The sequence below is a fragment of the Streptomyces sp. AM25 genome, from assembly GCF_058146165.1.
Window position 1 is genome coordinate 1 of record NZ_JBKIWN010000050.1, and the last position, 22793, is coordinate 22793.

Genomic DNA, 22793 nt, shown 5'->3' on the forward strand with positions numbered 1-22793 from the left:
TGACCTACGAGAACAGCGAAAGTCGAGGTACCTGACGGGGCCCGTCACTTCTCGCGGCGGAACGCCAGCAGGGCCGCATCGTCGGACAGTTCGCCGCCCGACCAGGCGAGCAGATCCGGCACCAGCCGGTCCAGCAGGGCCTCCGGAGGCGACTCCGGCATCGCGGCCACCCGCTCCTCCAGCGGATAGAAGCGGCCGGATGCGTCCCTCGCCTCCGTCGCCCCGTCCGTGTACAGCAGCAGGGTGCTGCCGCGGACGAGGGCGAACTCCCTGCGGTGGTACGTGCTCCCGGCCAGGTCGCACAGGCCCAGCGGGGGATCGGCGAGGGGCAGCGCCGGCTCGATCGGCGTCACCGCCCCGGCGTGCAGCAGCAGCGGGGGCAGGTGGCCGCAGTCGACGAGCTCCGCGAGGTTCCCGGAGTCGGCCACCCCCACCAGGGCCGCCGTCACGAACTCCTCGCCCGCGCCGCGCCGCTGCACGGTGGCGTCCAGCCGCTGCGCCACCACGGCGAGATCCGGCTCGACCTGCGCCGCCTCGCGGAACGTGCCCAGCACGTCGGACGCCGTCTCGACGGCCGCGAGCCCCTTGCCCCGGACGTCGCCGACGATCAGCCGGGTGCCGAACGGGGTCGCCAGCACCTCGTACAGGTCCCCGCCCACCCGGGCGTCCGCCGCGGCCGCCAGATAGCGCACCGCCACCCGCAGCCGGCCCGTCCGCTCCGGGACCGGGCGCAGCAGCGCGAGCTGTGCGGCCTCGGCCACCGACCGCGACTGCAGCAGTTCGCGCTCCCGCGTCGCGACGAGCACGACGTTGGCGGTGCTGATGCAGGTGATGGCCAGCACCGTGACCCCGGAGGTCAGGTGCACGGCGAACGGCACGCCCGGGTCGGCCTTGGCGAGCCAGACGACGAGCAGAACGGCCACGGCCCCGGCAGCCATGGGCACGCGGGCGCGGCGGGTGCCGATCCCGGCGAGCACCGGGGCGGTGGCGAGCGCGGGGGAGATGGTCGACCGGGGATTGCTGACGATGTCCGTCACCACGCCGGTGGCCAGCAGGGCGTAGGCCGCCGCGACGAGCGTGCGGGCCGGGAGGGGGAGCGGCGGCGCCTCGGCTCGCCCTGCGCGGCGGCGTGGGTCCGGTTTCATGGCTGCTGCCCACCCTAGGGTCCGTGCACTCCCGCGCAAGCGAGGACATTACTCCATAAAGGTGTATAGGTGCCGCTTCGGCTGCGGCCGGACCGGCGGCTGACCCACGATGGCCGACGTGAGCGGCAGGGTGATGACGCGCGACGCACACGACGTCCTGCTCGTCGTCTACGACGGCGTGCAAATGCTGGACGTCGCAGGGCCTTTGGACGTCTTCGACCGGGCCGCGTGCGCGGCCGGTGCCGGCTACCGGGTGCGGCTGGCCTCGGTGGGCGGAGGGGCCGTCCGTACCTCCGCCGGCCTCGATCTGGCCGTCTCCGCCGACCTGATGAAGGTGCGCAAGCCCCCGGACACGCTGATGGTGGCCGGGGGCTGGGGGTACGCCGACGCCGTCGCGGACGCCGACCTGCTGCGGCAGGTGCGGCGGCTCTCGACGGGGGCCCGGCGCACCGGTTCGGTGTGCACGGGCGCCTTCGTGCTGGCCGCGGCGGGGCTGCTCGACGGGCGCCGCGCCACGACGCACTGGGCGTTCTGCGCCGAACTGGCCGCCTCCTACCCGGCGGTGGACGTGGAGCCCGACGCCTTCTTCGTCCGGGACGGGGCGCTGGCCACCTCCGCGGGCGTCACGGCCGGCATCGACCTCGCCCTCGCGCTCGTCGAGGACGATCACGGTGCCGAACTGGCGTGTTCGGTCGCCAAGTTCCTGGTGGTCTTCATGCAGCGGCCCGGCGGGCAGTCCCAGTTCGGCAGCCGCGCCCGCGGCGAGCTGCTGCGGGCCGGCGCCCTGCGGGACCTCGTCCTGGGCATCGACGCCGACCCGTCGGGCGACCTGTCCGTCCCCGCGATGGCCGCCCGGCTGGGCATGAGCCGCCGCCACTTCAGCCGGCTGTTCAGCCAGGCCGTCGGCATCAGCCCCGGCGCGTACGTGGAGCGGGCCCGGGTGGCGGCGGCGCGGTCCATGCTGGAGCGGTCGGTGGACGGCGTCGACGTGATCGCGGGCCGGTGCGGCTTCGGCACGGTCGAGACGATGCGCCGGGCGTTCTCGCGCGAGACGGGGGTGTCGCCGGCCGCCTACCGCGACCGCTTCCGCCGGGGGTGACGGCCGTGCCGGGAACGGCCGTTCAGACTCCCGTTGTGGAACCCGGCCGGACGATCATCAGGACGGTGACGGCGGCCCACAGCAGATTGAACAGCCCGGCGTGCAGGGCGAGTCGGGCCGGCTGCGCGGTCGGCGGCGCCGCACCGCTCTCCAGCCGGGCCACCACGGCACCCTGCCCCGGCAGCACCAGCGCCCCCAGGACGACGGCCGCCACCGCCGTCAGCGCCATGGAGACGATCACCCAGGTGTCGCCCAGCACGTGCATGTTCTTCGCGGTGGCGAACCCGAAGACCGGAACGGCGACGCCGACGACGGCATAGACCCGGCAGATCCGGTGCAGCGTGCGGACGGTGTCCACGGCTCCCTGCCGGACGGCCGCGGGGAACATGCTGGCCGCCACGGTCACCGGTCCGACGGCGATGACCGCGGCCAGGACGTGGACGGAGAGAAGAAACGCGTTCACGTAGGCAACCGTCCTCAGAGCGCCGCGGGCACGAGCCCGGCAGCACGCCAGACGACGCCCCGGCGCTCGTACGAGAGCAACTGCTCGACGGCGTGAGCCACTCGAGGCCCGAACTCGCGCTCCAGCACGTACAGGCCGACGTCCAGGCCGGAGGTGACCCCGGCGCCGGTCACGAGGTCGCCGTCGTCGACGACCCGCGCGTCCACCGCCACGGCTCCGCAGGCCGCGAGGTGCTCCATGGCCTGGTGGTGGGTCACGGCATGGCGCCCCTTCAGCAGCCCCGCCATCGCCGGCAGCAGCGAGCCCCCGCACACGGTGGCCACGGTCGAACCGGGCCTGTCCAGGGCGGACTTGAGCAGGGCCGGCAAAGGTGTGCGCAGGGCGCGGGCGAGGACGGCGGGGATGGAGGGGACGCGGTCGTCCGCTACGCCGTCGTCCGCTGCTGCCGGGTCCTGTGTCATCCGGCCCGCCGCTCCCGGTACCACGACCAGGTCCGCGCGATCCGGGTCGAGCGCGGCAGCGGCCCGCAGGGACACGGCCCCGAAGGCGCTCGGCACCTCGCGTGCGCCCTCCGCCGAGACCAGTTCCACGCGCAGCGCGCCCCCGGTCGCCAGGCCCCCGGCCTCCAGCACCTCGTAGGGCGCGACGACGTCCAGGGGGTCGAAGCCGTCGAAGAGTACGACCTGGGCGAGCATCCGGCATCAGTCCTCTCACACCTCGGCGGCCCCGGGCGGGGCGCCGGGCCCGACGCTAACCGGGGGCCGGGGAGGCCGGACAGTGGCAGGAATGCCAGCCTTCAACGGATTCTCGCCAGAACTGGGAACGGATGGAATCCGCAGGTGAGAGCGGTGCGCACCGTACCCGGGGTGTGCTTCGGCGCTCGGCGGGCGCGTACCGTACGGCCATGCACACCGTTGCCGTTCTCGCGCTGGACGGGGTCATCGGCTTCGACCTGTCCACCCCCGTCGAGGTGTTCGGCCGGGCCCGGCTGCCCGACGGCCGGGCCGCCTACCGGGTGCGCGTCTGCGCGCCGCATGCGGAGGTCGACGCCGGGGCGTTCGCGCTGCGCGCGCCCTGGGGGCTGGAGGGGCTCGACGACGCGGACACGATCGTCGTGCCGGGCACCGCCGACGTGACCGCACCCGTCCCGGCCGACGTGCTGGACGCGCTGTGCCGGGCGGCCGGGCGCGGTACGCGCATCGCCTCCATCTGCGCGGGCGCCTTCACCCTCGCCGCGACCGGACTGCTCGACGGCCGGCGGGCCACCACGCACTGGATCGCGGCACCGCTTCTCGCGGTCCGGCACCCGCGCATCGACGTCGACCCGGACGTGCTCTACGTCGACAACGGCGCCATCCTGACCTCGGCCGGTGCGGCCGCCGGGCTCGACCTCTGCCTCCACATGGTGCGGCGCGACCACGGTTCGGCGGTGGCCGCCGACGCCGCGCGGCTCAGCGTGATGCCGCTCGAACGCGACGGCGGGCAGGCGCAGTTCATCGTCCACGCGCCGCCCGCCCCCGACGGGAACACACTGGAGCCGCTGCTGCGCTGGATGCGGGACAACGCCGGGCGTGATCTGGCGCTGGCCGACATCGCCGCGCACGCGGGCACCAGCGCCCGCACCCTCAACCGTCGCTTCCGCGAACAGACGGGCACCACGCCGCTGCAGTGGCTGCACCGGGTGCGCGTCCAGCAGGCGCAGTACCTGCTGGAGACCACGGAGCACTCCGTGGAACGCATCGCCGCCCAGGCGGGTTTCGGATCCCCGACGGCCTTCCGGGACCGGTTCAAACGCCTTGTGGGCACGAGCCCGCAAGCGTACCGGCGTGCGTTCCGCAGGCCGGCCGTCCCTTGAGCGCGTCGGTGATGGCGTCGGCCGTGTCGCGCAGCAGCTCCTCGTAGCGGGCGGACCCGCCGCAGGACGGATCCAGCCGGTGGCGCGGGCCGGTCAGGCCCAGGGCCGCGGCGTACGAGGCCGTGCACGGGATCGCGGTCGCGAGCGAGGCGTCGTCGGGGCGGCCGGTGTCGGCCGCGTAGACGCAGCGCCGGTCGTGCGGGGCGGCGACGGCCCGGGCCAGGGCGCTGGTGGCCGGGCGGATGCCGCCGGTCAGCAGCTGCTGCGGGGAGTTGTCGGGGCGGAAGACGTGGTGCACGATCTGCACCCCGACCGGGTGGGGCACGGCCAGGCAGACGCTCATGCCGCTGCGGGCGGCGAGGGCGTCGGCCCAGTTCATGGCGGACGCGCGCAGGTCGTTGCAGTCGGGCGGGGCCGGCGTCGGCCCGTCCGGGGCCAGGGGCCCGGCGGGCAGACAGGCGTCGCCGTCGGGGTCGTCGCGCACCAGTCCTTCGGACCGGAGGTCGCGGAGCAGGGCCCGTACGGAGTCTGCGGGCAGTCCGAGGTACGCCATCAGCCGGTGGACCGTGACGCCGCGCTCGGGGTTCCGGGCCAGAAGCCGGATGGCTGCGGCGGTGTGGGACATGGGGAACACCTCCTCCGTGCCACGGTACGGGCGGACGGGGGCCGCTGGTGTCGGCCGATCGGCCCATTAGGCGGGCCTGACCCGCCCATCCCGCCCATCCCGCCCGCCCCGCCTATCCCGCGAGCCGCACCTCGTCCTCCAGTCCCTCGACGCAGGCCGCTGCCACCCGGTCCAGGGACAGCCCCAGCACCGTGGCGACGGCCGCCACCGTGAAGAACGCCGGTGTCGGCGCCCGGCCCGTCTCGATCTGTGGCGAACGCGCTGGCCGCCGTGCAGGAGGCGGCCGCCGTGGGGGTCGGCCTGCGGGAGCCGGACGAGGCGGCCCGGGCCGTGCCGGCCGAGGCCGGGGCGAGCTCGCCCTTCCTCGGCTACCGGCCGTCCTTCGCCCCCACCCCGTTCCCCGCCGTCATCTGCGCCTCGGTCAACGACGCCGTGGTGCACGGCATCCCCGACGGCTACCGGCTGCGCGACGGCGACCTGGTCAGCATCGACTGCGGCGCGGAGCTCGACGGGTGGACCGGCGACGCCGCCGTGAGCTTCGTCGTCGGCACCGCGGCCCCGGCCGACCTGGAGCTGATCGGCACCGCGCAGCGGGCGCTGGAGGCGGGCATGGCCGCGGCGGTCGCCGGCGGCCGCGTCGGCTACATCTCGCACGCCGTCGGCACGGTCGCGCGCGCCGCCCGCTGCGGGATGCCCGCGGACACGGGCGGCCACGGCATCGGCCGCCGGATGCACGAGGAGCCGTTCGTCCCCAACACCGGCCGGCCCGGCCGCGGTTACCCGCTGCGCCCCGGCCTGGCCCTGGCCATCGAGCCGATGCTGATGGCGGGCGGCCGGGACGAGTGCGTCGTCGCCCCCGACGGCTGGACGGTCCGCAGCGCCGACGGCTCGCGCGCCGCGCACGTCGAGCACACGGTGGCCATCACCGAGGAGGGGCCCCGGATCCTCACCCTGCCGTGAGGCATCGCCGTAAGACGTCCTCCGTAAGACTTCCGTCATCGGATTCCCGGAGCGCGGGCCGCCCTGCGCCCGTTTTCATCAGTGACATCGGAGACGGATCGGCTGCAGGAGGCCGCAATGGGGCGCATACGACGGGTACTGACCGGGCGGGTCGGCATCGGGCTGCTGGTGGGCGGGCTCGTGGCGGTGGCCGTGGGGGCGGTCTGGTTCCAGCCGTGGAAGCTGTGGGTGAACGAGACCGTGCACGAGGCCGCCCCCACGGCCCGCGAGCACGGGGTCCGCACGCTGGCCACCGGCGAGCTCATCAGCCACGAGCACGCGACCAGCGGCACCGTGCGCATCCTGGAACTGCCCGACGGCAGCCGGACGCTCCGGCTGGAGAACCTCGACACCAGCAACGGCCCGGACCTGCGGGTGCTGATCACCGACGCTCCGGTGCGGCAGGGCCGGGCCGGCTGGTTCGTGTTCGACGACGGCGCCCACACCGAGCTCGGCAAGCTCAAGGGCAACAAGGGGGACCAGAACTACCCGCTGCCCGCCGGGCTGAACCTGGATGCGTACCGGAGCGTCAGCATCTGGTGCGACCGCTTCGACGTCTCCTTCGGCGCCGCCGCCCTCACGCGTGCGCTATGAGCCGGTGACGTCCGTCTGTGCGGCGACCGGAGCGTCGCCGGAGATCGTGCAGTTGACCGTCACGCCGAAGACGTGCACCGCGGCGTCGCCCGGCGTGAAGGTCGTCGTGCCCGCGGCGGTGAGCTGGGCCGAGGCGGTGCCGCCGGTCAGGGTGGCGGTCGAACCGCTCGGTATGGCATCGGAGTTGGTGAAGCCGGAGGCGGTCACGCTGCCGGAGCCGGCGCCGCCGAGGTTGATGGTCATCTCGCCCGTCACGCTGCCCGCCGGAACGTCGATCGGCACGGTCAGCTGCGTGACGACGTTGACGGAGAGGTCGGCATTGCCGCCCTGCGGGACGCTTGCCGGAGCCGTCATGGTGACCTGCAGGGACTGCACGCCGCTGGGCGCGCCCGGGCCGGTGCAGGTGTAGCCGACGGAGACGGTGTCGGCCATGGCCTGCGGCGCGCCCAGTCCGAGGCTCGCGCTCGCCAGTGCCGCCACCAGGGTCGCGCCGGCCGCCGTCCGCCTGCGGTGCGTGCGGTGCGTTCTCGAAGTCGTGTTCATCGCCGTGCTCCCTTCCGTCCGCGGCGGGGTCGCCGCCGGGGCGAAGAGCCGGGGGGTCTGATGTGAACACGTCATCAGTGGCATGCGGTGGCGGAGAAGTCAACACGCAAGCGCCCGCGTCCTGTTGTCAGGGCGCCAGGCCGTGCTCCCGGCACGCCCGGTTCCAGCGCTCGGAGATCTCCGCCGTCAGCAGCCGGGTGCGCCGGGCCTCCGCCGCGTACAGCCGGTAGTACACGGGGAACATGCGCGACACCCGCATCGACAGCAACAGGTCCGCCGGGACGATCCGGCGCAGCACGCAGAACGGGGCGGGCACGGCGCAGGGGGCCTCGGCCGAGTGCAGCAGGGAGGACGTGCAGCCCCTCGCGTACACCGCCGGCCGCACCACCTCGTGCGCCGCGGCGATGAGCGGCAGCACCGTGCCCGCCGGCCCCGGGAACGCCACGACCAGCCCGGGCTGTTCGTCCCGCTCCCGCCGCGAGGCCCCGTCGAACCACGCGAGGTATCCGGCCAGCGCCCGCGCCACCGCCCGCAGCGCCGTGCGGCCGGTCACCCGCAGCTCCGCGTAGTGCACCGCGCCGGCCAGCAGCGCCTGGGACGCGAACGGGCAGACCAGGCCCATGCAGTCGCGCAGGTACGGGTGGAAGGCCGGGCCCAGCTCGGTGCCGTCGGCGCCGCCGCCCAGCACGACCGGGTCCGGCCGGTGCAGCTCCCCCGCAGGGGGTGGCGCGGGCGGCAGGGACACGGTCCGACGGTAGGGGCACGCGTCGCCGCTGACCAGCCGTGCTGCAGCGGGAACAGGTGTCCGCAGAGGCGCCCGCGGCCTCCTGTCGGAGGTGTGGCCTACAGTGCGGGCATGAGTACAGCAGACGAGGGGACGGTGCGGGCCGACGTCTGGATCTGGTCCGTGCGTCTCGTCAAGACGCGCTCCGTGGCCGCCGCGGCCTGCCGCGCGGGCCACGTCCGGATCAACGGCGAACGCGTCAAGCCGGCCCAGCCGGTGCGGGTGGGCGACGAGGTGCGGCTGCGGCACGAGGGGCGCGAGCGCATCACCGTCGTCTCGAAGATCGTACGGAAGCGGGTCGGTGCGCCCGTCGCCGTCGAGTGCTACGTGGACAACAGCCCGCCCCCGCCCCCGCGCGAGTTCGTCGCGGCACCCGGGCAGCGGGACCGCGGCACGGGCCGGCCGACGAAGCGCGACCGCCGGGAGATGGAACAGCTGCGCGGCGAGCGCTAGCGCTCCGCTGGAAGTCCGGTACGTCATCCGCGGGTGCGTCGTGGCTGGTCGCGCAGTTCCCCGCGCCCCTTCGGGGCGTCCTCCGGCCGCTGTCGCCGCGGCGCACCGAGCCACGCGGCCGCGAGGGCGAGCAGGGAGACCAGCAGCAGCGCCACCACGGCCCAGCGCGGCCCCGCGTTGCCCGGCGCCTCGCTGCCGCCGAGGTGGAGGGCGAGCGTGACCAGCGCGATGCCCAGGGCCGTCCCCAGTCCGCGAGCCATGTTGACCAGCCCGCCGCCGGTTCCGGACGAGCGGGCCGGTATCGCCGCCATGACGATCGCGTTGTTGGCGGGGGTGAACGTCCCCAGCCCGAGCCCCAGCACGATCAGCAGCGGGGCCAGCGCCGCGGCCGTGGGCGGCAGGGCGGCCATCGCGACCAGCGTCCCTGCGCAGATCACCCCGCCCAGCAGGCACCGCCCCCGGTCGGTCGTCGTGGCCGGCAGGACCCGGTCCGCACAGGTGGCGCCGAGCGCGAAGCCGGCGGGCAGGGCCGTGAGCACCAGCCCCGCGGTGAGCTCGGAGACGCCCCGGGCGGTCAGCACGACCGGGACGAGCACCAGCGGGCCGAAGAGCACCAGGTAGCTGCACAGCGCCCCGGCCAGCCCCGTCGCGATCTCCCGCTGCCGCAGCAGCGCGGGGTCCACCAGGGGCCTGGCGGCCCGGAGTTGGCGCACCGCGAAGCCCCAGCCCGCCGCGGCGGCCGCCGCGAACAGTGCGGCCACGGCCCAGGACGGGAACGGCAGGCCCGAGGCGGCCGACACCCCCAGCAGCAGACACGTGGTCGCGGTGGCCAGCAGCGCCAGGCCGGGCCAGTCGAATCCGGCCGCCGTGGTGCGGCTGCGCGTGCGCGGCAGCAGGTAGTGGCCCGCGATCAGCGAGAGGATGCCGACCGGCACGTTGACGGCGAACACCCACCGCCACCCGAACGCACTCACCAGCGCACCGCCCACCGTCGGGCCGAGTGCCAGGCCGAGCGCCTGCGCCGCGGCCTGCACGCCGAGCGCGCTGCGCAGCTTCTCGCGCGGTGCGCTGGTGGTCACCAGGGCCACGCTGTTGGCCTGCATCATGGCCGCCCCGGCGGCCTGCGCCACCCGGAAGCCGACGAGCGCCGTGAGCGAACCGGCCAGCCCGCAGGCGGCGGAGGCCACGGTGAACACTGCGAAGCCGTACAGGTAGAACAGCTTGCGACCGTGCGCATCGGCCAGCCTGCCCACCGGCACCAGCAGCGCCACCAGCGTCAGCAGATAGGCGAGCGAGACCCACTCGACGGCGGCCAGCGAGATGCGGAACTCGCTGCGCAGGGCGCCGTACGTCAGCGTCACGATGCTCGCGTCCAGCTGCCCCATGAACGCCCCGAAGCAGACCGTGGCCACGGCCAGCCGCCAGGCCCCGGGACGCTCGCGTATCCGTGCGGGCCGGGCCCGCTCCTCGACCAGCAGGGAGGGAACCAGCGGATGCCGGCCCGGCGATGCCGGCCGCGTCGACTGCGGGGTCCTGTGGCGTATGCCCATGCCGTCTCCTCGGAACAGTGTCTCTCCGGACAGACGGTATTGCGTCCCGTAGCGCTGCGTTCAAGTCAAAGAACGTGTACGGAGCGTGTACGGGCCCGCCGTAACGGGGCGTTCCGGTTGGATCTGCCGGATGCAGATCAACCGGATCACGACAGCCGCCCTGCTCACCGCCGCCCTGGGCCTCGGCCCGGTCACCGGCGCCGCGGCGGCCCCCGCCGAGAAGCCGGCCAAGGCCGCGCCCCTGCGCCCGGCGGAGGGCGACGGGGGCTGGCAGGGCGACGGCCTGTCCCTGAACGCGGACGACAACCGCAAGGTCGACGCCTTCCTCGACCACGCCCGGCGGGCCGAGCGCGGCATCAGCCCCATGGTCCAGGCCGCGGCCCGCATCAGCGACGCCACCGTGGTCGGCTTCGACCACCGCCTGAAGTCGCCCGACTCCCTCAAGCGCAAGGTCGCCACCTCCCTGAAGGAGACCCCCGGCCAGACCGCCGACCAGGCCCTCGCCAAGCTCAACGACTCGGTCCGCTACACCCTGCAGTGGCCCGACGGCCGGTACGTGCACGGCGTCGCCCTCGCATCGAGTGTGCTGGCGGGCTGGGGCAACGACAGCGTCAAGTGGTCCGACACCTGGGGGCGCAAGCAGGGGTACAAGGCCGTCAACTCGGCCTGGCGCGACCCCATCGAGGGCCACGTCTTCGAGGTCCAGTTCCACACCCCGCAGAGCAAGTGGGCGCAGGAGGCGACCCACAAGCTCTACGAGGAGCAGCGCCTGCCGAGCACGACGCCCGAGCGCGCGAAGGAACTTCAGGACCAGCAGGACGCGATCTTCGCGGCCGTTCCGGTGCCCGCAGGGGCCGAGGAGCTGAGGGCTCCGGAACGGCTCGCCCGTACCCTGCCCGCGGCCGGCTGAGTCCGCATCTGCGCGTCGTACCGCTCCCACACCAGCTGCGCGACGGCCTCGTGCGCCCCCAGCGGCGCCGACGTCGCGCAGCCCCCGGCGTCCCCCGCGCGGCGGGCGAACCAGCCCGGGGCGAGGAGGTAGCGGGCCACGGCGACATCGGCGTGGCCCGCTGTACGGAAGGAGGCCACCGCCGCTGCGGGGGAGGGGGCGGCGGTGGCTCCTCCGTGCAGGAAGGCCGCGGCCACCGGACGGCCCAGGCGGGCCGAGAGCAGCCGGGCCATGGTGCGTGCGGCCGCGTTCGCCGCCGGGTCCGTCGAGCCCGCCGCGGCGAGGACGACGGCGGAGGCGTCCCCGCACGCCGCCCCCGCCTCCGTCAGGCGGTCCTCCAGGGCGACCGCCAGCAGGGGGTGCGGGCCCAGCGGCGGGCTCACCCGGACCCGGGCCCACGGGACCGCCGCGACCGCCCGTGGGATGTCCGTGCGGACGTGGTAGCCCGCGCCCAGCAGCAGCGGGACGAGCACCACCTCACCGCCGAGGCCCGCCAGGGCCTCCTGCACGGTGTCCACGGACGCCCACCGGACCGGCACGTCCGGGCGCAACCGGGCGACGTGCCGCAGCAGTTCGGCGGTCGTGGCCGTGCCCTGCGGGTCCTGCGTGCCGTGCACCACGACCAGCAGCGGCGTCACGGCGCGACCGCCAGCCGGTAGCCGCGTTTCGTCACGGTACGGACCAGGTCGCCGTGCGGACCGAGCGCCGTGCGCAGCCGCGCCACCGCCGCCTCGACCGCGTGCTCGTCCGGCAGGGGGCGCGCCTGCGGGCCCGTCCACACGCGGCGCAGCAGGTCGGCGCGGCTGAGCACGGTGCCGGGGCGTTCGGCCAGGGCGCGCAGCACCGCGGCGGGCAGCGGGGGCAGTTGCAGGGCCGTACCGTCCGCGAGCACCGCGCTGCCCTGCAGCACCAGGTTCCCCGCCGGGGTGACGAGTTCGCGGCGGAAGCGTGCGGTCAGCTCGCGGACGAGCGTGCGCACCAGCGCCCCCAGCCGGCCGCGCTCCGGCCACACGCACGGCACGCCCGCCGCGAGCAGCGGGCGGGCGCAGATCGAGCCGATGCACACCGGCAGCACGTCGCCGCGCAACGCGTCCAGCACGTCGGCGCGTTCGGCCGCGGCGAGGAACGCCTCGATGGCGGGGGCGCTGGTGAAGGGCAGGGCGTGGATCTCGCGGCGGGCGGTCTGTTCGGCGAGGCGGCGCAGGGCCTCGGGGTCCTCGGGCGGGCCCCACCGGTAGACGGGTGCGGCGACGACCGAGGCGCCGCGTGCGTGCAGTGCGGCGGTGAACTCCTCCAGCGGAGCGCCGTGTTCCTGCACGACGACGCGCCGCCCCTGCAGATCGTGCTGCAGCAGCCAGGCCAGGACGTCGTCCAGGGCCTCGGAGTCGGGGGCGTAGCTCTCCCGCAGGCCGCACGCGCGCAGTGCGCCCGCCGCCTTCGGGCCCCGGCTGACGACGACGGCCTCCCGGCACGCCCCGGTCAGGGCCGTGCCCAGGCCCCAGTCCTCGGCGGCGCTCATCCAGCCGCGCCAGCCCACGCCCGTCGTGGCCACGACGAAGTCCGGCCCGCCGCCCGTCAGGCAGGCCTCGGTGGCCCGGTACAGCAGCCGGTCGTCGGCGAGCGGCACGATGCGCAGGGCGGGTGCGGTGACGACGGAGGCGCCGCGGCGGTGCAGGAGTGCCGTGAGTTCATCGCGGCGCCGGTCCGCCGTGACACCCACGGTGAAGCCCGTCAGAGGTCCCGGGGTGGTGCTGGTGGTCATGGCGTGAGGGTCGCGGAGCGGCGTTAACCCCTCGTTGCGGCGGCGTCACGCGAGCGTTAGTTCGAAGGACGTTTTCCTACGGGCATGTGTCGCGCCGCGCACACCGCCCCCCGGTGCGGGTGCGTGAACTGTACGAACGAGGTAACACCGGGGTTTCGCCGTCGGAACACGGGCCTGTGACGCTCTTTGCATGACCACTCCGCCGTCGTGGACGACCGACACGCACTGCCCGTACTGCTCCCTCCAGTGCGGCATGCGCCTGCGGCCGGCCGCGGGGGCGCCCTCTCCCGTGGAGGTCGAGGAGCGCCCCGGCTTCCCCGTCAACCGGGGCGCGCTGTGCGGCAAGGGCCGCAGCGCCCCCGCCGTCCTGGCCGCGCACGCCCGCCTCACCGCGCCGCTGGTCCGTGACGCGGACACCGGGCAACTGCGCGAAGCCTCCTGGACGGAGGCGCTCGACCGGGCGGCCGGGGGGCTCGCCGCCGCCGCGCGCCGGTACGGGCCCGACGCGGTGGGCGTGTTCGGCGGCGGCGGACTGACCAACGAAAAGGCCTACCTCCTGGGCAAGTTCGCGCGCGTCGCCCTGCGCACCGCCAACATCGACTACAACGGGCGGTTCTGCATGTCCTCCGCGGCGGCCGCGCAGCGCGCCGCTTTCGGGCTCGACCGGGGGCTGCCGTTCCCGCTGGAGGACATACCGCGCGCGGGGTGCGTCGTGCTCGTCGGCAGCAACCTGGCCGAGACCATGCCGCCCGCGGTGCGCTACCTGCGCGAACTGCAGGAGGCGGGCGGCACGGTGATCACCGTGGACCCCCGCCGCACCCGTACCGCCGAACTCTCCGACCTGCACCTGCAGCCCGTCCCCGGCACCGATCTCGCGCTGGCCCTGGGCCTGTTGCACCTCGTCGTCGCCGAGGGGCTCGTCGACGAGGAGTTCGTGGCGGCCCGCACCACCGGGTACGAGGCGGCGCACGCCGCGGCCATGGCGCACTGGCCCGAGCGCGTCGAACACCTCACCGGCGTGCCCGTGTCGCTGATGCGCCGCGCCGTCGGGCTGTTCTGCGGCACACCGGACCGCACCGGCATGGTGCTCACCGCCCGCGGCGGCGAACAGCACAGCAAGGGCGTCGACACCGTCGGCGCATGGATCAACCTCTGCCTGGCCACCGGCCGCGCCGGCCGCCCCGCCGCCGGATACGGCTGCCTGACCGGGCAGGGCAACGGCCAGGGCGGCCGCGAACACGGCCAGAAGGCCGACCAGTTGCCCGGCTACCGCTCCATCACCGACCCGGCGGCCCGCGCCCACGTCGCCGCCGTGTGGGGCGTGGACCCGGACGCACTGCCCGGCCCCGGGCGCAGCGCCTACGAACTCCTCGACACCCTCGGCACCCCGGGCGGGGCCCGGGCCCTGCTGCTCATGGGATCCAACCCCGTCGTCTCCGCCCCGCACGCGCAGCACGTCACCGAGCGCCTGCGCGCCCTGGACTGCCTGGTCGTCGGCGACGTGGTGCTCTCCGAGACCGCCGGACTCGCCGACGTCGTCCTGCCCTCCGCCCAATGGGCCGAGGAGGACGGGACGATGACGAACCTGGAGGGCCGGGTGATCCTGCGCCGGGCCGCCCTGGCCCCGCCGCCGGGGGTCCGCACCGACCTGGAGATCCTGCACGGACTCGCCGACCGGCTCGGCGTGGCCAAGGGCTTCCCCGCCGCCCCGCAGGAGGTCTTCGAGGAGCTCCGGGCGGCCTCCGCCGGCGGCCAGGCCGACTACTCCGGCATCACCTACGGCCGGATCGCGGCCGAGGACGGCGTCTTCTGGCCGTGCCCCGCGAGCGAGCCCGCACACCCGGGGACGCCCCGCCTGTTCCTCGACCGCTTCGCCACCCCCGACGGGCGGGCCCGCTTCGCCGACGTCTCGCACCGGCCCGCCGCCGAGGAGCCCGACGCCGACTACCCGCTCCGGCTCACCACGGGCCGGGTGCTCGCCCAGTACCAGAGCGGCGCCCAGACCCGCCGCACCCCGGCCCTCGCCGAGGCCGCGCCCGGCCCGTTCGTCGAACTGCACCCCCGCCTCGCGGCACGCCTCGGCGTCAGCGACGGCGAACCGCTCGCCGTCGTCAGCCGGCGCGGCCGCGTCACGGCACCGGCCCGGCTGACGGCCGCGATCCGGGCCGACACCGTGTTCATGCCGTTCCACTGGCCCGGCGAGGGCCGCGCGAACACCCTGACCAACCCGGCGCTCGATCCGGTGTCGCGGATGCCGGAGTTCAAGGTGTGCGCGGTGCGCGTGGAGAAGGCCTCGTGACCGCCCGCCGCATCGCCGTCGTCGGCGCCGGCATGGCCGCCGCCCGTCTCGCCCAGCAACTGCACCTCCAGGACCCGGACATGGAGATCACGCTCTACGGGCAGGAGCCCCACGCCCCCTACAACCGTGCCCTGCTCGCCGGCGTGCTCACCGGCCGGTACGCGCCGGACACGCTCACGCTGCCCGCCGGCGGGGCTGCCGTCCGCACGGGCACCGAGGTCGTCGCACTCGACCCGGCCGCCCGCACGCTGCGCACCGCCACCGGGGAGACGGCCGCCTACGACACCCTCGTCCTGGCCACCGGGGCCGGGCCTGTACTGCCGCCCGTGCCCGGCCTGTTCGCCCCCGGCGGCCACGAACTCCGGCCCGGCGTCCATGTGCTGCGCACCCTGGCCGACTGCGCCGGCATCGTCCGGGACGTGCGGGCCGCGGGGCGGGCCGTCGTGCTCGGCGGGGGAGTCCTCGGCGTCGCCGCCGCCCAGGCCCTGGCCTCCCTCGGGTGCGCGGTGCGGCTCGTCCACCGGGAACCGCACCTGATGGAGCGGCACGTGGACGCGCAGGCCGCCGCCATCGTGCGCCGGACCCTCGAAGCCGCGGGCGTCGAGGTCCGCACCGACGCGGACACCACGGGCGTGCCGGACGACGGCCCGGTCCTGCTCGCCTGCGGAGTCCGGCCCCGCACCCGCCTGGCCCGCGCCGCCGGACTCGCCGTGCGCACCGGCGTCGTCGTCGACGACACCCTGGCCGCCTCCGTGCCCGGGGTGTACGCGATCGGCGACTGCGCCGAGCACCGCGGCACCGTGCACGGCCGCGCCGAACCCGCCTGGGAGCAGGCCGACGTCCTCGCCGCCCGGCTGTCCGGCGCTCGCGCCTGTTACCGCGGGTCCCCCGACCGGCTCCGGCTCACCGCCGGGGCACTGGAGGTCGCCGCCTTCGGCGCCTCCGCGTCCCCCGGACCGGACACGGACACCGTCCGTCTCTCCGACGCCACCCGCGGCACCTACAAGGGCCTCACCCTGCGCGACTCCCGCCTCGTCGGGGCCGCCCTCATCGGCGACCTCGCCACCGTGGGCGAGATCGCCGAAGCCGTCGGCCACGGACAGCCGCTCCTGCCCGACCCCGTCCACCTGCTCACCGCCGCACCTGCAGGGGGTGTCCGGTGGGCCGGCACAGGCCCTGCGGCGCTCCCCCAGCTACCGCTGGGGGTACCCCCAGGCACGGCACCTCGCCGCGTTGTCGCATCACCCGAGTACGCCCAGTACGCGGGCGATGCTCCGCCTTGCGATCCTCCCCCGGCTACCTCCCCCGGCTACCTCCCCCGGCTACCTCCCCCAGCTACCGCTGGGGGTGCCCCCAGGGGGTGCCCCCAGGAGGTGCCCCCAGGACCAGACACCGCAGGGCCCGCACCGGCCCACCGGACACCCCCTGCCCGCCCTCTCCGCCGAAGGAGCCCCCGCATGAGGGACCCGAACGACCCCCGTCCCCACCTCGTGCTCGTCGGCCACGGCATGGTCGGCCAGCGCTTCCTCCAGGCGCTCGCCGACCGCGGTCCGCTCGCACAGCGCGTCACCGTGCTCGCCGAGGAGCCCCGGCCCGCCTACGACCGCGTGCACCTCACCTCGTGGTTCTCCGGCACCACGGCCGAGGAACTCTCCCTGTGGCCCGCGGACTTCGCCGCCGCGCACGGCATCGAGCTGCACCTGGGCGACCCCGCCACCGCCGTCGACCGCGACCGCCGCACCGTCACCACCCGCTCGGGGCGCACCGTCGCCTACGACACCCTCGTGCTGGCCACCGGCTCCGCCCCCTTCGTGCCGCCCGTCCCCGGGCACGACCTCCCCGGCTGCTTCGCCTACCGCACCCTGGAGGACCTGGAGGCCATCCGCGCCCGGGCCGAGCACCCCGGGGTCACCACGGGCGTCGTCGTCGGCGGCGGACTGCTCGGCCTGGAGGCGGCCGGGGCCATGCTGGCCATGGGCCTGACCACCCATGTCGTCGAATTCGCGCCCCGGTTGATGGCCGTCCAGGTCGACGAGGGCGGCGGCGCCGCACTGCGCCGCGAGATCGAGGGCATGGGCGTGTCCGTCCGCACCGGCACCGCGGCGAAGGCCGTCGAAGCCGGTGCCGACGGCTCGGCCGGCCGGATGGTGCTGTCCGACGGGGAGTCCCTCGACACCCAACTCGTCGTCTTCGCCGCAGGCGTACGCCCCCGCGACCGGCTCGCCCGCGACTGCGGACTGCCCGTCGGCGAACGCGGCGGCATCGTCGTGGACGCCGCCTGCCGCACCGCCGACCCGCACGTCCTCGCCATCGGCGAATGCGCCCGGGCCGCCGACGGGCGCGTGTACGGCCTCGTCGCCCCCGGCTACGCCATGGCCGAGGCCGCGGCCGCCGAACTCACCGGCGGCCGGGGCAGCTTCACCGGGGCCGACACCGCCACCAAGCTCAAGCTCCTCGGCGTCGAGGTCGCCGCCTTCGGCGACCCGCACGGCACCGGCGACGGCGTCCTCGAAGTGCTCTACTCCAACAGCCGCGAGGGCGTCTACAAGAAGCTGTGCATCGACCCGGAGGGCCGGCTCGTCGGCGGCGTCCTCGTCGGTGACGCCGACTCCTACGACCTGCTCCGCCCGCTCGCCGCGGCCGGCAATCCGCTCACCACCCCGCCGGAGCAGCTCGTGCTGCCCGCATCCGCCGGCCCGGCCGCGGCGGGCCCGGCGTCCCTGCCGGACGAGGCGGTCATCTGCTCCTGCCACAACGTCACCAAGGGCACCCTGCGGTGCGCCGTCACGGACGAGGGCTGCACGGACGTCCCCTCGGTGAAGCGGCTCACCAAGGCGGGCACCGGCTGCGGCTCCTGCACCAAGGCGCTGGAGTGCATCGTCGGCGAGGCGCTCGGCCCGCAGGCGTCCCGGCCGCGCGGACTGTGCGAGCACTTCGACCGCACGCGGGCCGAACTGTACGAGATCATCCGGGTCAAGGGCATCACCACCTTCTCGCGCCTGGTCGACGAGCACGGCCGCGGCGAGGGCTGCGACATCTGCAAGCCCGTCGTCGCCTCCATCCTCGCCGGCCTCGGCAACGGCCACGTCCTGGACGGCGAACAGGCCGCACTGCAGGACACCAACGACCACTTCCTCGCCAACCTCCAGCGCAACGGCTCCTATTCGGTGGTGCCGCGCATCCCCGGCGGCGAGATCACCGCCGCCGGGCTCATCACGATCGGCGAGATCGCCCGCGACTTCGGGCTCTACACCAAGATCACCGGCGGGCAGCGGATCGACCTGTTCGGCGCCACCGTCGACCAGCTCCCGCAGATCTGGCGCCGCCTGGTGGACGCCGGCTTCGAATCCGGCCACGCCTACGGAAAGGCCCTGCGCACCGTCAAGTCCTGCGTCGGGCAGACCTGGTGCCGCTACGGCGTGCAGGACTCGGTCGGCCTGGCCATCGAACTGGAGCTGCGCTACCGCGGCCTGCGGGCCCCGCACAAACTCAAGGCCGCGGTCTCCGGCTGCGCCCGCGAATGCGCGGAGGCGCAGAGCAAGGACTTCGGCGTGATCGCCACCGCCCAGGGCTGGAACCTCTACGTCGGCGGCAACGGCGGCACCACCCCGCGCCACGCCGACCTGCTCGCCGCCGACCTCGACCGCGCCACGCTGCTGCGCACCATCGACCGGTTCCTGATGTTCTACATCCGCACCGCCGACCGCCTGGAGCGCACCGCCCCCTGGCTGGAACGGCTGGAAGGCGGACTGGACCACCTGCGGGCCGTCGTCATGGACGACGCCCTCGGCATCTGCGCCGAACTCGACGACCTCATGGACCGGCATGTCGAGACCTACGCGGACGAATGGCGGGCCACCCTCGACGACCCCGAACGGCTGCGCCGCTTCGTGTCGTTCGCCAACGCACCGGGAACACCGGACCCCACGGTCCGCTTCACGCCCGAGCGCGGCCAGATCCGCCCCGCCACGGCGACGGAGGTGGCGGCGCGATGAGCACGCGGACGGTCGAGATCGACGCGGGCGCCGGCTGGCGGCCCGTGTGCGGCTACGACGAGCTGCAGCCCGGGCGCGGGGTGACCGTGCTCGTCGACGGCCACCAGGTGGCGCTCTTCCGCGACCGCGCGGGCGAGCTCTACGCGGTGGGCAACCAGGACCCGTTCAGCGGGGCCCACGTGATCTCCCGGGGCATCCTCGGCAGCCGGGCCGGCGTGCCGGTGGTCGCCTCGCCCATGTACAAGCAGGCCTTCGACCTGCGCTCGGGCGTCTGCCTGGACGAGGAGGACGGCCCCGGCGCCGCCCCGGCCGCGCTGCCGGTCTGGCCCGTACGCATCACCGACGCCCCCGCCGCGCGGCCGCACCGCATCACCGACTGGCGGCCGGAGGACCCGGTCTTCTGGGAGGCCACCGGAGCCCGCACCGCCCGGCGCAACCTGGTGCACTCGGTGCTCTGCGAGCACATCGGCTTCTCCGTGTGGAGCCTGTGGTCGGTGCTCGTCCTCTTCCTCGGGCCCGAGTACGGCATCGACCCGTCCGGCAAGTTCCTCCTCACCGCGGTGCCGACCCTGGTGGGCTCGGTGCTGCGGCTGCCCTACACCGTCGCGGTGGCCGTCTTCGGCGGCCGCACCTGGACCGTCGTCAGCGCGCTCGCCCTGCTCGTCCCCACCGTGCTGACCGCCTGCGTCCTGCGCCCCGGCGTCTCCTACACCACGCTCCTGGCCGTCGCGGCCGTCGCCGGGGTCGGAGGAGGCAACTTCGCCTCCTCCATGGCCAACATCAACTCCTTCTACCCGCAGCGCCTCAAGGGCCGCGTCCTGGGCATCAACGCGGGCGGCGGCAACCTCGGCGTCCCCGCCGTCCAGCTGCTCGGACTCGCCGTCCTGGCGACCGCGGGCGCCGCCCACCCCCGGATCCTCCCGCTCCTCTACATCCCGCTCGTCGTGGCCGCGGCCGTGGCGGCCCTCCTGCGCATGGACGACCTGGCCCACGTACGGCCCGCCGGGCGCCCGCTGCGCGAAGTGAGCCGCAACCCGCACACCTGGCTGGTCTCCCTCCTCTACATCGGCACCTTCGGCTCGTTCATCGGCTTCGGCTTCGCCTTCGGGCAGGTGCTGCTGGTGCAGTTCCCCGAGGCCTTCCCGACCCCGGTGCGGGCCGCCTCGCTGACCTTCCTCGGGCCCCTGCTGGGCTCGCTCGCGCGGCCCGTGGGCGGCTGGCTGGCGGACCGGTGGGGAGGGGCCCGGGTCACCTTCTGGACCTTCGCCGCCATGGCCGCCGGCACCCTGCTCGTCCTGGCGGCCTCGCAGCGCCACTCCCTGCCGCTGTTCCTGACGGGCTTCGTGCTGCTCTTCGTCCTCAGCGGCACCGGCAACGGCTCGACGTACAAGATGATCCCCGGCATCTTCCGCGCCGAGGTGCGCCGGGCCGCCGCGGGGACGGACACGCGGGCCGCCGAGGAGCGCTCCCACCGGCACGCGAGCGCCCTGATGGGCATCGCGGGCGCGGTCGGCGCCCTCGGCGGCGTGCTCGTCAACGTCGCCTTCCGCCAGGCCTTCCTGGACAGCGGCACGGGCGAGACGGCCTACGCGGTGTTCCTCGCCCTCTACCTGCTCTGCCTCGCGGTCACCTGGGCGGGCTACCTGCGGCCGGCCCGGCGGACGGCCGGCGTCTAGGGCGGGTCCGACGGGTCAGCACGGGCCCATCGGACCCGCCCCGAGGCCGGCTGCCGGGCATCCAACACCACGTGCCCGGCCGCCGCCATCGGGACTTCGCCCCTCCTGCCTGCTCCATTGGGGCGACTGGAGGCCTGCGGCGGGCGGACCCCGGGCGCGGCCGGGCAGGCATCTGCTCTGCGTGGGGCGTCGATCGGCACGCCCCGTCGAGGAATAGGGAGCAGCGAAAGATGCGCATGCCACACCGGGTGACCACAGCGGTTGCGGCCCTTGTACTGGCCGGGGCGTCCACGGGGACGGCACTGGCCACGGAGTGCCAACGCGACGAGGCCTTCCTGAGGAACTTCCACCAGGGCAACGTGGCCCAGATCCAGGCGAGCAAGGACGCTGTGAGGAACGCCGTGTACCGGTGTACGCGGGACGCGGGCAAGATGATGGTGATGAATCACGAGAAGCTCGACAAGATCATCCGTGACATCGCGTACCGGCAGGACGTGTCCCTGCCCACCGACATCCCGGCCGCGCAGCAGTCGATGCTCAAGACGCTCAGAGCCAACGCCCGCACCAAGGACTACGACAAGCTCTGGCTGGCGGGTGAGGAAGTCGGGCACATGCAGACGCTGGCGCTCCTCGACGACGAGATCTCCAACGGCCAGGACCAGGTCTCGCGCGACGCGGCACGCGACGCGCGGCCGGTCGTCGCCCGGCACCTCGACGTGATCCACCAGTGCCAGAAGAAGGCGGACCCCGCCAAGCGGGACACCGCCAAGAAGACCCCGGCCAAGAAGGGGTACGCCAAGAAGAGTCCGGCGAAGAAGGACCCGGCGAAGAAGGACCCGGCGAAGAAGGACCCGGCCAAGAAGGACCCGGTGAAGAAGGACCCGGTGAAGAAGGACCCCGCCAAGAAGATCCGGGTGAAGGAGTTCGCGGCGGCCGAGCCGGCGGACCCGCAACAGGTGACGACGAGCGAGGCCGCCGCGCCGGAGGTGAGCACGCCGGAGACGGGCGCGCACCACAAGGGCGGCCACAAGAGGCACCACCACCACCGCTGACGCCGTCCGGGCGGGCGGCCCCGCCGTGAGCGGGGGCGCCCGCTCCTGCGCGCCTTGACGCCCTTCGAACGGCTCGTGCAGAGTTGATCAGTGAGTACGACCGACGCCGTCATCCGCCCCCGGCCCGTCCCGGACCCCCGCCTGCGCCTCTTCGTCCTGCACCACGCGGGCGGCTCCCATGTCCCCTACCGCGCCTGGGCCGGCCACCTGCCGCCCGAGTGGGAGCTGTGCCTGCTGGAGGCCCCCGGCCGCGGCACCCGCCAGGGCACGCCGGCCCGTACGGCGGACGAACTGGCCGGCATCTTCCTGGAGGACGTCCGGACCCGGACGGACCGGCCCTACGCGATCTTCGGCCACAGCATGGGCGCCGTCGTCGCCTACGAACTGACCCTCGCCCTCCGCGACCACGGCCTGCCGCTGCCGTGCTGGCTGGGCCTCTCCGCCGCCAGGGCGCCCGAGCACCACCCGCGTCGCGAAGGACGCCGCTTCGACCTGCCCGACGCCGAACTGCGCACCGCCATCCTGGAGATGGGCGGCACGCCGCGCGAGGTCCTGGAGGAGCCCGGGCTCTGGGGCTACTTCGAACCCATCATGCGCGCCGACCTGCAGCTCGTCGAGACCTGGCAGCCCCGCACCACCGCGCCGCTGCCCGTGCCGCTCTCGGTGTTCTCGGGCGACGCCGACAAGGGCGCCCTGCCGCACCTGATGGACACGTGGGCGGCGCACAGCAACCGATTCGTGCGCGCACACGTCTTGGACGGCGGGCACTTCTTCTTCCAGCCCGACCCGTCCGCCCTGATCCACCGGATCGTCACCGACATCCGAGGGAATTCTGTTCCTGGTGGGGAACCATCCCCTGCGGAAGGCACTCTCTGAGGCCGAAGGTGCACAGCCGTACGGACAACTCGCATGCGGGGAGCACCTCGACTTTCGGGGTTTTCGTGGGCCTC

At 74.7% G+C, this 22793-nt stretch carries 20 protein-coding genes and 2 pseudogenes; 12 read left to right on the plus strand and 10 right to left on the minus strand.

Translation table 11 applies throughout. The annotated features are described in order from the left end of the window. Positions 1 to 44 precede the first annotated feature (44 nt). On the minus strand, positions 45 to 1145 hold the full coding sequence (locus ACLHRZ_RS34500) for a PP2C family protein-serine/threonine phosphatase (RefSeq protein WP_490422573.1): 1101 nt from the start codon (positions 1143 to 1145) through the stop codon (positions 45 to 47). Positions 1146 to 1278: 133 nt separating this feature from the next. Between ACLHRZ_RS34500 and ACLHRZ_RS34505 the strand changes: the two genes are divergently transcribed. Beyond that, complete coding sequence (locus ACLHRZ_RS34505) at positions 1279 to 2244, plus strand: GlxA family transcriptional regulator (protein WP_490422591.1); 966 nt, start codon at positions 1279 to 1281, stop codon at positions 2242 to 2244. Positions 2245 to 2266: 22 nt separating this feature from the next. Here the strand turns inward: ACLHRZ_RS34505 and ACLHRZ_RS34510 are convergent, their stop codons facing one another. Together ACLHRZ_RS34510 and ACLHRZ_RS34515 are read right to left on the minus strand one after the other, a co-directional pair. Beyond that, positions 2267 to 2707, minus strand: coding sequence for a hypothetical protein (locus ACLHRZ_RS34510; protein ID WP_490422574.1), 441 nt, complete (start codon positions 2705 to 2707; stop codon positions 2267 to 2269). Between the two features lie 14 nt (positions 2708 to 2721). Then, positions 2722 to 3402, minus strand: a complete 681-nt coding sequence (locus ACLHRZ_RS34515; protein WP_490422575.1) for a DJ-1/PfpI family protein — start codon at positions 3400 to 3402, stop codon at positions 2722 to 2724. 209 nt (positions 3403 to 3611) lie between these two features. Here ACLHRZ_RS34515 and ACLHRZ_RS34520 point away from each other — a divergent pair, with 209 nt between their 5' ends. After that, positions 3612 to 4562, plus strand: coding sequence for a GlxA family transcriptional regulator (locus ACLHRZ_RS34520; protein ID WP_490422576.1), 951 nt, complete (start codon positions 3612 to 3614; stop codon positions 4560 to 4562). Here ACLHRZ_RS34520 and ACLHRZ_RS34525 read toward each other — a convergent pair. Together ACLHRZ_RS34525 and ACLHRZ_RS34530 are read right to left on the minus strand one after the other, a co-directional pair. Continuing rightward, positions 4495 to 5187, minus strand: coding sequence for a helix-turn-helix domain-containing protein (locus ACLHRZ_RS34525; RefSeq protein WP_490422577.1), 693 nt, complete (start codon positions 5185 to 5187; stop codon positions 4495 to 4497). The genes ACLHRZ_RS34520 and ACLHRZ_RS34525 overlap by 68 nt on opposite strands. A 112-nt stretch (positions 5188 to 5299) precedes the next feature. Continuing rightward, positions 5300 to 5437: pseudogene (locus tag ACLHRZ_RS34530) on the minus strand (helix-turn-helix domain-containing protein); the annotation flags it as partial. Here ACLHRZ_RS34530 and map point away from each other — a divergent pair. After that, the gene (gene map / locus ACLHRZ_RS34535) at positions 5437 to 6147 is read left to right on the plus strand and encodes a type I methionyl aminopeptidase (protein WP_490422578.1); all 711 of its coding nucleotides are present in this window, start codon (positions 5437 to 5439) and stop codon (positions 6145 to 6147) included. The pseudogene ACLHRZ_RS34530 and the gene map sit on opposite strands and share 1 nt — an antisense overlap. Positions 6148 to 6264: 117 nt before the next feature. After that, positions 6265 to 6780 carry a DM13 domain-containing protein gene (locus tag ACLHRZ_RS34540; protein ID WP_490422579.1) on the plus strand — a complete coding sequence of 172 codons (516 nt, stop codon included), beginning with the start codon at positions 6265 to 6267 and terminating at the stop codon, positions 6778 to 6780. Here the strand turns inward: ACLHRZ_RS34540 and ACLHRZ_RS34545 are convergent. Further along, positions 6775 to 7323, minus strand: coding sequence for a hypothetical protein (locus tag ACLHRZ_RS34545; RefSeq protein WP_490422580.1), 549 nt, complete (start codon positions 7321 to 7323; stop codon positions 6775 to 6777). The two genes, ACLHRZ_RS34540 and ACLHRZ_RS34545, sit on opposite strands and share 6 nt — an antisense overlap. A gap of 127 nt (positions 7324 to 7450) precedes the next feature. Then, entirely contained in the window at positions 7451 to 8068 is a 618-nt protein-coding gene (locus ACLHRZ_RS34550; RefSeq protein WP_490422581.1) for a DUF6875 domain-containing protein, read from the minus strand. Here ACLHRZ_RS34550 and ACLHRZ_RS34555 point away from each other — a divergent pair. Next, positions 8027 to 8560 carry an RNA-binding S4 domain-containing protein gene (locus ACLHRZ_RS34555; protein ID WP_490422582.1) on the plus strand — a complete coding sequence of 178 codons (534 nt, stop codon included), beginning with the start codon at positions 8027 to 8029 and terminating at the stop codon, positions 8558 to 8560. The genes ACLHRZ_RS34550 and ACLHRZ_RS34555 overlap by 42 nt on opposite strands. 23 nt (positions 8561 to 8583) lie before the next feature. Here the strand turns inward: ACLHRZ_RS34555 and ACLHRZ_RS34560 are convergent, their stop codons facing one another. Then, the gene (locus ACLHRZ_RS34560) at positions 8584 to 10110 is read right to left on the minus strand and encodes an MFS transporter (RefSeq protein WP_490422583.1); all 1527 of its coding nucleotides are present in this window, start codon (positions 10108 to 10110) and stop codon (positions 8584 to 8586) included. Positions 10111 to 10240: 130 nt separating this feature from the next. Here ACLHRZ_RS34560 and ACLHRZ_RS34565 point away from each other — a divergent pair, with 130 nt between their 5' ends. Further along, entirely contained in the window at positions 10241 to 11020 is a 780-nt protein-coding gene (locus ACLHRZ_RS34565; protein ID WP_490422584.1) for an ATP nucleotide 3'-pyrophosphokinase, read from the plus strand. Here the strand turns inward: ACLHRZ_RS34565 and ACLHRZ_RS34570 are convergent. Together ACLHRZ_RS34570 and ACLHRZ_RS34575 are read right to left on the minus strand one after the other, a co-directional pair. After that, entirely contained in the window at positions 10915 to 11697 is a 783-nt protein-coding gene (locus ACLHRZ_RS34570; protein ID WP_490422585.1) for a sirohydrochlorin chelatase, read from the minus strand. The two genes, ACLHRZ_RS34565 and ACLHRZ_RS34570, sit on opposite strands and share 106 nt — an antisense overlap. Beyond that, positions 11694 to 12821, minus strand: coding sequence for a uroporphyrinogen-III synthase (locus tag ACLHRZ_RS34575; protein ID WP_490422586.1), 1128 nt, complete (start codon positions 12819 to 12821; stop codon positions 11694 to 11696). The genes ACLHRZ_RS34570 and ACLHRZ_RS34575 overlap by 4 nt, the downstream gene beginning before the upstream one ends. Before the next feature lie 190 nt (positions 12822 to 13011). Here ACLHRZ_RS34575 and ACLHRZ_RS34580 point away from each other — a divergent pair, with 190 nt between their 5' ends. The 6 genes and pseudogenes from ACLHRZ_RS34580 (at position 13012) to ACLHRZ_RS34605 (ending at position 22719) form a co-directional block, all read left to right on the plus strand. Beyond that, on the plus strand, positions 13012 to 15120 hold the full coding sequence (locus tag ACLHRZ_RS34580) for a molybdopterin oxidoreductase family protein (protein ID WP_490422587.1): 2109 nt from the start codon (positions 13012 to 13014) through the stop codon (positions 15118 to 15120). After that, positions 15117 to 16199 (plus strand): annotated as a pseudogene (locus tag ACLHRZ_RS34585) (NAD(P)/FAD-dependent oxidoreductase); the annotation flags it as partial. The gene ACLHRZ_RS34580 and the pseudogene ACLHRZ_RS34585, both read left to right, overlap by 4 nt. Positions 16200 to 16577: 378 nt before the next feature. Next, on the plus strand, positions 16578 to 19115 hold the full coding sequence (nirB, locus tag ACLHRZ_RS34590) for a nitrite reductase large subunit NirB (RefSeq protein ID WP_490422592.1): 2538 nt from the start codon (positions 16578 to 16580) through the stop codon (positions 19113 to 19115). Further along, positions 19112 to 20791 (plus strand): nitrite reductase small subunit NirD, encoded by a 1680-nt coding sequence (gene nirD, locus ACLHRZ_RS34595; RefSeq protein WP_490422588.1) that lies wholly within the window; start codon positions 19112 to 19114, stop codon positions 20789 to 20791. The genes nirB and nirD overlap by 4 nt, the downstream gene beginning before the upstream one ends. 230 nt (positions 20792 to 21021) lie before the next feature. After that, positions 21022 to 21843: a DUF4142 domain-containing protein gene (locus ACLHRZ_RS34600; RefSeq protein ID WP_490422589.1), complete on the plus strand. Its 822-nt coding sequence runs from the start codon at positions 21022 to 21024 to the stop codon at positions 21841 to 21843. A 90-nt stretch (positions 21844 to 21933) separates the two neighbouring features. Continuing rightward, complete coding sequence (locus tag ACLHRZ_RS34605; RefSeq protein ID WP_490422590.1) at positions 21934 to 22719, plus strand: thioesterase II family protein; 786 nt, start codon at positions 21934 to 21936, stop codon at positions 22717 to 22719. The last annotated feature ends 74 nt before the right edge of the window (positions 22720 to 22793 follow it).